At 69.3% G+C, this 11942-nt stretch carries 7 protein-coding genes and 1 pseudogene; 3 read left to right on the plus strand and 5 right to left on the minus strand.

All coding sequences use genetic code 11. The annotated features are described in order from the left end of the window. Positions 1-565 (plus strand): annotated as a pseudogene (locus tag ITP53_RS57945) (NYN domain-containing protein); the annotation flags it as partial. Between the two features lie 129 nt (positions 566-694). Here the strand turns inward: ITP53_RS57945 and ITP53_RS28065 are convergent. Continuing rightward, on the minus strand, positions 695-1324 hold the full coding sequence (locus tag ITP53_RS28065) for a response regulator (RefSeq protein WP_195898458.1): 630 nt from the start codon (positions 1322-1324) through the stop codon (positions 695-697). A gap of 3 nt (positions 1325-1327) precedes the next feature. After that, a complete protein-coding gene (locus tag ITP53_RS28070; protein ID WP_195898459.1) occupies positions 1328-5515 on the minus strand; it encodes a HAMP domain-containing protein in 4188 nt (1395 codons plus the stop codon). A 462-nt stretch (positions 5516-5977) separates the two neighbouring features. Here ITP53_RS28070 and ITP53_RS28075 point away from each other — a divergent pair, with 462 nt between their 5' ends. After that, positions 5978-7177 carry a PP2C family protein-serine/threonine phosphatase gene (locus ITP53_RS28075; protein WP_328815988.1) on the plus strand — a complete coding sequence of 400 codons (1200 nt, stop codon included), beginning with the start codon at positions 5978-5980 and terminating at the stop codon, positions 7175-7177. A 106-nt stretch (positions 7178-7283) separates the two neighbouring features. On the opposite strand, the gene ITP53_RS28080 is transcribed toward ITP53_RS28075, so the two are convergent. From ITP53_RS28080 to rho, 3 genes are all read right to left on the minus strand, one after another. Continuing rightward, the gene (locus ITP53_RS28080; protein ID WP_195898460.1) at positions 7284-9050 is read right to left on the minus strand and encodes a S9 family peptidase; all 1767 of its coding nucleotides are present in this window, start codon (positions 9048-9050) and stop codon (positions 7284-7286) included. A gap of 144 nt (positions 9051-9194) precedes the next feature. Next, complete coding sequence (locus tag ITP53_RS28085) at positions 9195-10241, minus strand: putative RNA methyltransferase (protein ID WP_195898461.1); 1047 nt, start codon at positions 10239-10241, stop codon at positions 9195-9197. A 42-nt stretch (positions 10242-10283) separates the two neighbouring features. Next, the gene (rho, locus tag ITP53_RS28090; protein WP_195898462.1) at positions 10284-11387 is read right to left on the minus strand and encodes a transcription termination factor Rho; all 1104 of its coding nucleotides are present in this window, start codon (positions 11385-11387) and stop codon (positions 10284-10286) included. Positions 11388-11778: 391 nt separating this feature from the next. Here rho and ITP53_RS28095 point away from each other — a divergent pair, with 391 nt between their 5' ends. Further along, on the plus strand, positions 11779-11922 hold the full coding sequence (locus tag ITP53_RS28095) for a hypothetical protein (protein ID WP_195898463.1): 144 nt from the start codon (positions 11779-11781) through the stop codon (positions 11920-11922). Positions 11923-11942 lie beyond the last annotated feature (20 nt).

Consider the following 11942-nt stretch of genomic DNA (forward strand, 5'->3'; position numbering starts at 1 on the left):
GCCCCAGCCGCTGCCTCAGTCGCCGTCGTCCGGCGGGAGCCACGCCGCGGGCTCCTCCTCACAGCACAGCCGGCCGTCGTCCAACGGGCCTTCCTCGCCGAACGTGCTGCCCTCCTACTCGGCCTACCAGCCGGAGCAGCCGCCTCCCGCCACGCCGCCGCCGTCGGCCCCGGCGACCGGGCCCGTCCCGTCCCAGTCGCCCACCACCGGGCAGTTCTCCATGCCGTCGAGCGCGTCCTACCAGCCGTCGCAGCCGGGGTCGTACACCGGGCCACAGCCGGCCCCGGTCAACCCGCCGTCCGCGGCCACCGCCGGCGCCACCACGCTGGCCGACGCCGTCAAGGCGGCCCACAGGGAAGGCCACGACTTCGGCGAGTCCGTCGCCAGGGACGCCCCGGCGCTGTGGCTGGAGGCGGTGCTGGCGCGCAAACCGCGGATGCCCTCCGACCTGGAGGCGCGGCTGCTGCAGGGGTCGTCCCTGCCGATCGACTTCCTCCTGCACGACGAGGTGCGCCACGCCCTCCGGCGCGGCTTCTGGGACGCATTGGAACGCGCCCGCCACTGAGGACGCGCCCGCCACCTAGGACGCGCCGGGGCTGAACTGAGCGTCGCGGCTCAGCGAGCGCCGGCGCGCCGAGGCTGAGATGAGCGCCGGCGCTCAGGCGAGTACCGGCGCTCAGGCGAGTACCGAGGCTCAGGTGAGCGCGTCGAAGCCGGCGCGCAGGCTCGTCACCCGGTCGGTCAGATCGGCCAGTGGCGCGGCCAGCGCCGGATCCTGCGACTTGCGGGCCAGCTCACGCACCCGGGCCAGCTCATCCTCCACCGCCGTCAGCCGCCGCGACAGCTCCGGCAACACCGACGCCTGATCACCGGCCCCCGGCGGCAGCTCGCCGCTAACGCGGTCACGCAGCATGGACGCCTGCTCGGCCAGCCGCTTGTTCATGTTGTACAGCTCGGCGAACACCGACACCTTCGCCCGCAGCACCCACGGGTCGAACGGCTTGGTGAGGTAGTCGACCGCGCCGGCCGCGTAGCCGCGGAAGGCGTAGTCGGGAGCGCTGTCGACCACGGTCAGGAAGATGATCGGGATGTTCCTGGTCCGCTCGCGCCGCTTGATGTGCGCCGCCGTCTCGAACCCGTCCATGCCCGGCATCCGCACGTCGAGCAGGATGAGCGCGAACTCGGTGTTGAGCAGGGCCTTGAGCGCCTCCTCACCCGACCTGGCGCGTACGGGCACCAGGTCGAGTGAGCTGAGGATGGCTTCGAGCGCGATGAGGTTCTCCTCGCGATCGTCGACCAGGAGGATCTTCGCACGATCCGGCATTGATCACGACCCTTCGGCTGGTGATGCGTCGGACCCGGATCCCCGCCCCCGGCTGAGCCAGCCGCGCAGGCGTTCGAGCAGGCGGTCCACGTCGACCGGCTTCGGAACGTAGTCGGACGCGCCCGAGGCGATGCTCTTCTCACGATCGCCCCGCATGACCTTGGCGGTCAGAGCGATGATCGGCAGATCGGCGAACTGCGGCATTCGCCGGATGGCCGAGGTCGTGGCCCACCCGTCCATCTCCGGCATCATGATGTCCATCAGCACGAGTGCGACGTCCTCGTTCCGTTCGAGCTGCTCGATCCCCTCCCGGCCGTTTTCAGCGTAGACGACCGTCGAGCCATGTCGTTCCAGCACGCTGGTGAGCGCGAAGACGTTGCGGATGTCGTCGTCCACGATGAGGATCTTGGCGCCGTTGAGCGGGTCGTCGCCCTGCCACTGGACAGGCGTCTCGACGGGTGGCTCGACCAGCTCAGGCATCGGAAGGTCCAGCGGCATCGGCGGCTCGGGCGCCTGCGCGGCGGCAGACTGCTCCTGCGCCGGCGGCGTCATCAACTGCCGCCTCGCCGCCGCCCCGCCGTCGGTCGCGGCCAGCGGCCCGGTGTAGGAGGCCGGCAGGTAGAGCGTGAACGTGCTGCCGTTGCCCAGCTCGCTGTCCACGTGGATCTCGCCGCCGAGCAGCCGGGCGATGTCCCGGCAGATCGCCAGGCCGAGCCCGGTGCCGCCGTATTTCCTGCTCGTGGTGCCGTCGGCCTGCCTGAACGCCTCGAAGATGACGTCACGCTTGTCGGGCGCGATGCCGATGCCCGTGTCGACCACCTGGAACGCCAGCAGGTCGGCGGCCTCGTGCAGGGTGTCGTCGTCGAAGTGGACCCCGGCGGGCGCCCGCGTGACGCGTAGCTTCACCTCGCCCTTCGGCGTGAACTTCACCGCGTTGGACAGCAGGTTGCGCAGCACCTGCTGCAGGCGCTGCTCGTCGGCCCGCAGCTCGCTGGGCACCTCGGAGTCGACCTCGACGCTGAGTGACAGGCCCTTGTCCTGCGCCAGCGGCGCGAACGCGGCCTCCAGCAGATCGACCATCTTGGGCAGCGACACCTGGATCGGGTGGATGTCCATCCGACCGGCCTCGACCTTCGACAGGTCGAGCATGTCGTTGATGAGCTGGAGCAGCGCCGAGCCCGCGCTGTGGATGGTGCGGGCGAACTCGACCTGCTGTGAGGTCAGGTTGCCCTCGGCGTTCTCGGTCAGCAGCTTGGCCAGCACCAGCAGGCTGTTGAGCGGCGTGCGCAGCTCGTGTGACATGTTGGCGAGGAACTCGGACTTGTAGCGCGAGGACACCGCGAGCTGCTCGGCGCGCTCCTCCAGCGTGCGGCGGGCCTGCTCGATCTGGAAGTTCTGGATCTCGATCGCGCGGTTCTGCTTGGCCAGCAGCGCCGCCTTGTCCTCCAGTTCGGCGTTGGACCTGCGCAGCTCCTCCTGCTGGCGCTGCAGCTCGTCCGAGCGCTCCTGCAGCTCCCTGGTGAGCCGCTGCGACTCCGTCAGCAGGTCTTCCGTGCGGGAGTTTGCGATGATCGTGTTCATCGTGACGCCGATGGTCTCGACGAGCTGCCGCAGGAAGTCGAGGTGCACCTCGCCGAACGGCGTGAACGAGGCCAGCTCCAGCACGCCGAGCACGCGGCTCTCGAACAGGATCGGCAGCACCACGATCTGCGCGGGCGTGGACTGGCTGAGCCCGCTGTCGATGGTGATGAACTGCGGCGGCACGTCGTCGAGGATGATGTGCCTGCCCTCGGCCGCCGCCTGCCCGATGATGCCCTCGCCGATCGCGAAGCGCTGGCGCGGCCCCCTGTCTGGGCGTACGCCGTAGCCGCCGATCAGCATCAGCTCGTGGTCGCCCTCGGGATCGATGCCGTAGAAGGCGCCGTAGCGGGCCGACACGAGCGGCGTCAGCTCGCTCATCGTCAGCTTGGCCACTTCGAGCAGGTCGCGGTGGCCCTGCATGAGCCTGGAGATGCGGGCCAGGTTGGACTTGAGCCAGTCCTGCTCCTGGTTGGCCTGGGTGGTCTCGCGGAGGCTGCCCACCATCGAGTTGATGTTGTCCTTCAGCTCCGCCAGCTCACCCTGCGCCTCGACGGCGATCGAGCGGGTCAGGTCGCCGCGCGCCACGGCGCTGGTCACGGTCGCGATGGCACGGATCTGCGTGGTGAGGCTGCCGGCCAGGTCGTTGACGCTCTCGGTGAGCCGCTTCCACGTGCCCTCGACGCCCTCGACCCGCGCCTGGCCGCCGAGCTGGCCTTCCGAGCCCACCTCGCGGGCGACTCGGGTGACCTCGGAGGCGAACGAGGAGAGCTGGTCGACCATCCGGTTGACGGTGGTCTTGAGCGCCAGGATCTCGCCCTGGGCGTTCACGTCGATCTTGCGTGTGAGGTCGCCGTTGGCGACCGCGGTGGTCACCTCGGCGATGTTGCGCACCTGGTACGTCAGGTTGTTGGCCATGGAGTTGACGTTGTCGGTCAGGTCCTTCCAGACCCCGGACACGCCCTTCACCCTGGCCTGACCGCCGAGCTGGCCCTGGGTGCCGACCTCGCGGGCGACCCTGGTCACCTCGTCCGCGAAGGAGGACAGCTGGTCGACCATCGTGTTGAGGGTGTCCTTGAGCTGCAGGATCTCGCCCTGGGCGTCGACGGTGATCTTCTTCGACAGGTTGCCCTGGGCCACCGCGGAGGAGACCGCCGCGATCTGGCGTACCTGCGAGGTGAGGTTGTTGGCCATGGAGTTGACGTTGTCGGTCAGGTCCTTCCAGACCCCGGACACGCCGCGTACCTGCGCCTGGCCGCCGAGCTGGCCCTCCGTGCCGACCTCGCGGGCGACCCTGGTCACCTCGGAGGCGAACGAGGACAGCTGCTCGACCATCGTGTTCATGGTGGACTTGAGCTCAAGGATCTCGCCCTGGGCGTCCACGTCGATCTTGCGGGTGAGGTCGCCGTTGGCCACGGCCGTCGTCACCTGGGCGATGTTGCGTACCTGGTAGGTGAGGTTGTTGGCCATGGAGTTGACGTTGTCGGTGAGGTCCTTCCAGACGCCCGACACGCCCTTCACCTCGGCGCGCCCGCCCAGCTTGCCCTCGGTGCCCACTTCCCTGGCGACTCGGGTGACCTCGTCGGCGAACGACGACAGCTGGTCGACCATCGTGTTGAGGGTGTCCTTGAGCTGCAGGATCTCGCCCTGGGCGTCGACGGTGATCTTCTTCGACAGGTTGCCCTGGGCCACCGCCGTCGCCACGGTCGCGATGCTGCGCACCTGGGAGGTGAGGTTGTTGGCCATGAAGTTGACGTTGTCGGTCAGGTCCTTCCAGACCCCCGACACGCCGGTGACCTGTGCCTGGCCGCCGAGCTGCCCCTCGGTGCCGACCTCGCGGGCGACTCGGGTCACCTCCTCGGCGAAGCCGGACAACTGGTCGACCATCGTGTTGACGGTGTTCTTCAGCTCGAACATCTCGCCCACGGCATCGACCGTCACCTTGCGGCTCAGGTCGCCCTTGGCCACCGCGGTGGTCACGACCGCGATGTCGCGCACCTGCGCGGCCACGCGGGACGACATCGTGTTGACCGCCTCGGTGAGATCGCGCCAGCTCCCCGACATGCCGCGCAGGTTGGCGCTGCCACCCAGGCGGCCCTCCGTCCCGGCCTCGCGCGCCACCCTGGTGACCTCGGAGTTGAACAACGCGAGCTGGTCGACCATGCCGTTGATGGCCTTGCCCAGGCGCCGCACCTCACCCCGGGCCGACCTGTCGAGGTCGATCCGCCGCGACAAATCACCCTTGGCGACCGCGTCGATCACGTCCGCCGCGCCGCTCACGGGGCTCACCAGCGCGTCGATCAGTATGTTGACCGACTCGACGCTCTCCGACCATGCGCCGACACCCGGTCCCGGCGTCAGCCGCTCGCCGAACCGGCCTTCCTTGACGACTTCTTTACGCACGCGCACCAGCTCGTTGGACAGGTGCTCGCGACGGTCGGCCACCTCGTTGAGCAGCAGCCGGACCTCGCTCATGATGCCGGGAGGCGCGTGCGGGACCCGGCGCCGGAAATCGCCGTCACGCCAGGAGAAGAGGGTCTCCAGGATGGGAACGAGATCCGCCTCGGTGTACGTCCTCTCCTCAGGGCTTGGCGCAACCTTGGCCGTGGTCATGGGGCCTCCTTCACTCGCTGTGAGCTCCGGCGAGTGATTCAAGTCTGTCACGATGAGTAGCTCGTAGTCCTGTCCTTGGATTTACCCCAAGTCAACGGGAAGTGTGGTAGGCACGTTGGGATGACTTCTTCTCCCCATGCGGTGCTCGCTGCGACGTTCGCGCCAGGCGAGACCGCTGTGACGTCTGCGATGAGGTTCACGCGTGAGGTGATGACCGCGTGGGCCACTGGCGGCGTGCTCCACACCGCCGAGCAGGTCGCGGGAGACTTGGCCCAGCAGGTCGCTGACGAGCCGTTCGAGGTCATCTGGAAGCATTTTGGGGACACCGTACAAGTGGAGTTGAAGCAACGACGCTCCTCTCAGGCAGAACCGAAAGCACCCTCCGCTAACGTTGAAGAGTGGGGAGTCACCTTCGCGGGCGATTCCCGTGTCCATTGGGCTAGGCTCACGCTACCCGGCTCTGTGGACAGAATCGCATCGGAGTGGCTGGAGGAGAGCTCCAGAGGGCCACATTGGCTGGGGTTCCTGGCTGACGCGAGTGACCTGCTCGCGGGCACTCTCGACCCCGACATGGTGCCCGCGATCATCGCCCAGGTCGTGGTGCCGAGACTGGCGAGCTGGTGCGCCGTCTACACCTCCGACAACTCCGGCCCGCTGCGGCTGGTCTACCTCTGGCACGCCGACGAGGCCAGGATCGACGGCCTGCGCGAGCAGCTGACGGAGATGGACGTCGACGCCGCAGACACCAGGGTCACCTCCGCGATCCACCTGCCGGAGTCGCAGGTCCTCGCGGTGCCGCTGATGGCCCGCGGCCGCACCCTCGGCCTGATGTGCCTGGGCCGGCCCGACCGTTTCCCCGACGAGGTCATCCAGTTCGCCGAGGACATCGGCAGGCGCGCGGCGCTGGCCATGGACAACGCCAGGCTCTACGCCCAGCAGGCCGCCGCCAACCGCGCGCTCCAGCGCAGCCTGCTGCCGCCCAACGAGCCCGAGGTCCCCGGCCTCGACTACGGCGTCATCTACGAGCCCGCCGGCGAGGCCAACGAGGTCGGCGGCGACTTCTACGACCTGTTCAAGGCGGGCGACGACTCGTGGCGGTTCGCGATCGGCGACGTCTGCGGCACCGGCCCGGAGGCCGCCGCCGTGACCGGCCTCGCCCGCCACACGTTGCGGCTGCTGGCCAGGGAGGGCTACGGCGTCGCGGCCGTGCTCGGGCGGCTCAACCAGGCGATCTTGGAGGAGGGCGAGCGCGCCCGGTTCCTCACGCTGCTCCACGGCGACATCACGCCCGTGAAGACCGGGCTCGAGGTTCGCCTGGTCTCGGCCGGGCATCCCGAGGCGCTGCGGCTCAAGCCGAGCGGCAAGGTGGAGGCGGTGACCACGCCGCAGTCGCTGCTCGGCGTGTTCCACGAGGTCATGTTCGAGGCCGACACCGTCCGCCTGGATCACGGCGACGTGCTGCTGGCCGTGACGGACGGAGTGACCGAGCGGCGCTCGGGCGGGCGGCTGCTCGACGACGACGGCGGCCTGAGCAAGCTGCTGGCCGAGTGCGCGGGCCTGTCGGCCAGGGCGGTCGCGGAGCGCATCCGCAGGGGAGCGGCCGAGTTCGCCTCGGAGCCGAGCGCGGACGACCTCGCCATCGTGGTCCTGCGCGCCCGCTGACGCCGCGCGACCGCGGGCCGTCCGGTTTCTACCGCGCGCCCGCTGACGCCGCGCGCCCGCCGGCCGTCCGGTTTCTACCGCGCGCCGTCCGGCTTCTTGTGAAATGTCATGGTTGATCGACGTGTTTTCTGGCGAACTCGAGTTGGAGGGCGATCTGCGCGATTCGCTCGGCGACCACGAGAGACCCGCGAATGGCGTCGTAGGTGTAGACCTCGTGCTCACGCCCGTGCTCGGCGAGCTTGGCCACGTATTTCTCTATCTGGCGCACCGGGCAGCGGGTGTCGTTCTCGCCCGCGAGGATCAGCAGCGGGCTCTGCACCTGGTCGGCGTACGTGATCGGGGAGCTGGCCGCGTAGCGCTCGGGCTGGTCGTCGGGTGAGCCGCCGAACAACGCGCGGTGGTAGGCGCGCAGGCTCTCCGCCTCGTCCTCGTAGGAGGTCTGGTGGCAGGCGATCGGCACCGCCGCGATGCCGGCCGCCCACAGGCCGGTCTGGGTGCCGAGGCCGAGCAGCGTGAGGTAGCCGCCCCAGGCCGAGCCCGCCAGCACCATCCGGTCCGGGTCGGAGATGCCGTGGTCGGCCACCCACTGGCGGACGGCGGCCACGTCGGCCAGTTCGATGTGGCCGACGTCGCCGTGCAGCGCGTCGCGCCAGGCCGAGCCGTAGCCGGTGGAGCCTCGGTAGTTGACCCGCACCACCGCGAAGCCCGCGTCCACCCAGGCCGCGACCTCGGGCGAGAAGACGTCGCGGTCGTGCGCGGCCGGTCCGCCGTGCAGCAGGAAGACGGTGGGGTAGGGCGCGGTGCCGATCTCGGGCTTGGAGACCAGCGCGTGGATGCGGCCGCCCTCGCCCTCGACGTCGAGGTCCTCGACGGGGACGCTCGGCGGGGCGGGCGGGCCGCTGGGGTTGACCACGACTTGGCCGTTGCTGGAACGGATGACCGGCGGGCGTGAGGCGTTGGACCACAGGTATTCGACGTTGCCTCCCGGCCGCGGCGCCGCCTCGTCGATCACGCCGTGCGGGGTGTCGATCAGCGTCAGTACGCCGCCGGCGAGGTCGTAGCGGTGCAGGTAGCTGCGGGCCCGGTCATCGCGCAGGATGAGCAGGCCGCGGCCGTCGTCGTACCATTCGGCGTCGAGGTCGCCGGCGTCGCGCAGCCAGATCTCGCGCTGTTCGCCGGTCGCCGGGTCCCACACCAGGGGCTCGTGGCGCCGGCGGCGCTCGTGCAGGGCGAGCAGGCGGCGGTCGCCCACGACCGGGGCGAAGCTGAGGCCGACCACGCCCTTGCCGGCGCCGTCGTACAGTTCGCCGACGGTGTCGCCGTTCTGGTTGACGACGCGGAGCGCTGGGTGCCGGAAATCGCCGTACTCACCGTGATTTATGGCGATGAGGGAGCCATCGAGGGACATGTCGGCTACCCACGCGGCTTCGGTGTTCTCGTACAGCAGCTTTTCCGGCTCGCCGTCGCGTACGAGGTGGATGCGGAACGAACCCTCGCTCGCGAAGGTGATCGCCGCGGCGCCCGTCGCGGACAGGGCGATGCCGCCGGGCTGGCCGGGCGGCAGGCCGGGCGCGACCCGCTCGTCGGGGCCGCCGGTGAACGGCTGGCGCAGCCACACGCCGAACTCGTCGCCGTCGGTGTCGGCGAACCAGTAGATCCACTGGCCGGTGGGGTCGACGGCGGCGTACGCGGTGCCCTTGGGCCGGTCGGTGACCTGCCGGGTGGCGCCCGTGACGCGGTCCCAGGCGTACACCTCCCACGTGCCGGTGGCGTTGGAGCGGTAGATGGAGCGGTTCGGGGCCTGACGCGCCCAGGACGGCAGCGTCATGCGCGACGCCCGGAACCTGGCCTGCCAGCGTTCCTCCGCCTTCATCCGGTGCGCCCCCTCCCTTTCATGTCCCGCGCCTCCGGGCGCGGGATGCCGTCCAGTATTGCGCCTGTGCCGGGGAAATGCTCGGGAAATGTGGGGGAATTTCGGACTAAATGCCCCATCAGTAACACCAGTCGCACATGTCCGTCAAGGAGCGACCCTTGATCGAGGTACGGGCACGAAGATAGACAGATGAAATGCCGCATGCGTAACTACTTTTTTCTTCCCTTTTGCGGCATTTCGGGAGAAATATCCGGCGATTCGCTGCTGAAGCTCGGCCGGGTCGGTGTGCCACGCGCTTGGGCCCATTCCGACGACCTCGGCGACATCGTCCTGCGTCAGCTCCAGGTCGAATTCGATCGAACGCCGCCCGGTCTCGGCGAACCCCTCCAGGCTGCGCGCGACCCTGCGCTCCTTCTCCTCGTCGACGGAGAGCAGACCCAACTCCTCGACCAGCGGGCTCAGGTGCGTCGCGGCAGGCGTGACGACGACCGCGATCCCGTCCGGCCGCAGGACCCTCTTGAACTCCGGCCCGTTCCTGGGCGCGAACACATCGATCACCACATCGGCCACCCCACCCCGGATCGGCAGCGGTCGCCACACGTCGGCCACGAACGCTCCCGCCCTCGGATGCGCCCGCGCCGCCCTGCGTACAGCGTGCTTGGACACATCGAACGCCATTCCGATGCCATCGTTAACGGCATTGAGCGCGGTCGCCAGGTAGTGCCCGGTTCCCGCGCCGACGTCGACGATCACCGGCGCGGCCCTGCCCTCCGCGCGACGACGACCCTCGACGATGTCCCGGTCAGACGCGGGCCCACCTGCTGGCCCCACACCGTAACCGGCCTTCATTCCCGCCCCACGGTACGCCCTCAACCCCGCGCCGTCATTCGTTTCCGTAGAGGACTCATGTTTTCCGGAAACGATCTCCCCCGCCGCATGCGCGCGTACCGTTTCCGCGACCGCCGCGGCGAGCGGGGCGTAGTGGCCGGCGTCGAGGAACGCGGCCCGCGCGGCCACCATCGGGGCGCTGTCCGCCGTGCCAGGCGGCTTCGATCCCACGAGCAGGCTGACGTATCCCTGCCTGGCCACGTCGAAGGCGTGCCCCCGCGCGCATCGCAGCGCGCCCGCCGCCAGTCGCACGTCCTCGCGGCAGACCGGGCAGATGAGGTATTCGACGATGTCGGCCAGCATGCGGCCATTCTGGCGCAACGTAAGAAGCACCGTTGGCGGAGGTCAGGCGCCGGCTTCGAGGAGGAAGGCGGCGTTGGAAGGGGTGGAGCGGAGTTTGCCGACGAGGATCTCGAGCCCGCGCTGCTTCTCCTGCGCGGTGAGCATCCGGCGCAGCCGCCAGACCACCTGCCGCTCCTCGGCGTGCAGCAGGATCTCCTCGCGCCTGGTCCCGGAGGCGTCCAGGTCCACGGCCGGGAAGAGGCGGCGTTCGGCCAGTTCGCGGGTGAGGTGCAACTCCATGTTGCCGGTGCCCTTGAACTCCTCGTACAGGTTGTTGTCCATTCGCGAGCCCGTGTCCACCAGCGCGGTGGCGAGGATCGTGAGGGAGCCGCCGCCCTCGACGTTGCGGGCGGCGCCGAAGAAGCGCTTGGGGTGGTAGATGGCGGAGGCGTCGATGCCGCCGGTGAGTACGCGCCCCCCGCCGGGCGCCAGGTTGTTGTACGCCCGCCCCAGCCGGGTCAGCGAGTCGAGCAGGATGACGACGTCCTGGCCGGACTCGACGAGCCGCTTGGCCCGTTCGACGGCCAGTTCGGCGATGGTGGTGTGGTCGCGGTCGGGGTGGTCGAAGGTCGAGTAGTAGACCTCGCCCTCGATCGTGGCGCGCATCTCGGTGACCTCCTCGGGCCGCTCGCCCACGAGCAGGACCATGAGATGCACCTCGGGATGGTTGCGGCTGATCCCGGCGGCCAGCGCCTGCAGGACCATGGTCTTGCCGGCCTTGGGCGGTGCGACGATGAGGCCGCGCTGGCCCTTGCCGATGGGCGCGAACAGGTCGATGACGCGCGTGCTGAGCGACTCGGTCTCTATGGTGAGGCGCTCGGTCGGGTGGACGGGCGTCAGGTCGGCGAATCTCGGCCGGTGCCGCCACTGGGCGGCGCCGTTGACCGACTCGACGCCGACGAGTTTGTTCCCGGCGAAGGACGCGACGACGTGGTCGCCGGGGCGCAGGTCGTACTGGCGGACCTTGTCGGGAGTCAGCCGTACGTCGCCGGGGCCCGGCAGGTGTCCGGCTCGGATGAAGGCGGACTTGTCGCGTACGTCCAGGAGGCCACTGACCTGCCGGACAGGCGTGTCCGCACGCTGTCGTGGAATGGTTTGCACAGACATGGTGAACCCCTTTGGGGGAATGCGCCGGACCACGCGCGGCGGCCGGCGAGCAAAATGAAACGAGAGAAAGCCGGGGCCCTCGGTGAAGACGGGCCGGGCTCGGTGAAGGATCAGCGGAGCTGGAGCTCAACGCTTGGTGGGAACATACCACACCTTCTGCCCCATGAAACGCCTAGCCCTGTTGAGCTATTCCCGGGCGGTTCTCGTGTCTTGGGCCGCGAAGGGGCGCGGGCGCGTGACAATGTTCTTCGCAGCACCGTACGGCGAGGAAAATTAACTCGCTCGGTGTGCGAACTCCCATCGGTGCGGCGTCGTCGTATCAAGTGGCGTGCAGGATCCCTGCAACTCGATGAGGGTTCCATAGGACCAACGACCTCCTTGGGGGAGCATCATGAAGACCGTCAGCCGTTGCCCGCGGTGCCACCACGAGCTCGACGAAGGCCCGATCATGTACAGGTGCGCGCACTGCCGCCGCGCCGTCTTCGCCGCCGACATCGAGAACGAGTACGTCCCGCGCCATCCCGTCGCGGCGTGAGCGGCACCCGTAGGCTCACC

It is taken from the genome of Nonomuraea cypriaca, from assembly GCF_015645445.1.
Taxonomy (GTDB): Bacteria; Actinomycetota; Actinomycetes; order Streptosporangiales; family Streptosporangiaceae; genus Nonomuraea; species Nonomuraea cypriaca.

What these genes read in the sequence shown, in the direction of transcription:
- rho (WP_195898462.1), bottom strand. Translation starts at nt 11,387, where the DNA reads ATGTCTGTGCAAACCATTCCACGACAGCGTGCGGACACGCCTGTCCGG.
- ITP53_RS28070 (WP_195898459.1), bottom strand. Translation starts at nt 5,515, where the DNA reads ATGACCACGGCCAAGGTTGCGCCAAGCCCTGAGGAGAGGACGTACACC.
- ITP53_RS28080 (WP_195898460.1), bottom strand. Translation starts at nt 9,050, where the DNA reads ATGAAGGCGGAGGAACGCTGGCAGGCCAGGTTCCGGGCGTCGCGCATG.
- ITP53_RS28085 (WP_195898461.1), bottom strand. Translation starts at nt 10,241, where the DNA reads ATGCTGGCCGACATCGTCGAATACCTCATCTGCCCGGTCTGCCGCGAG.
- ITP53_RS28095 (WP_195898463.1), top strand. Translation starts at nt 11,779, where the DNA reads ATGAAGACCGTCAGCCGTTGCCCGCGGTGCCACCACGAGCTCGACGAA.
- ITP53_RS28065 (WP_195898458.1), bottom strand. Translation starts at nt 1,324, where the DNA reads ATGCCGGATCGTGCGAAGATCCTCCTGGTCGACGATCGCGAGGAGAAC.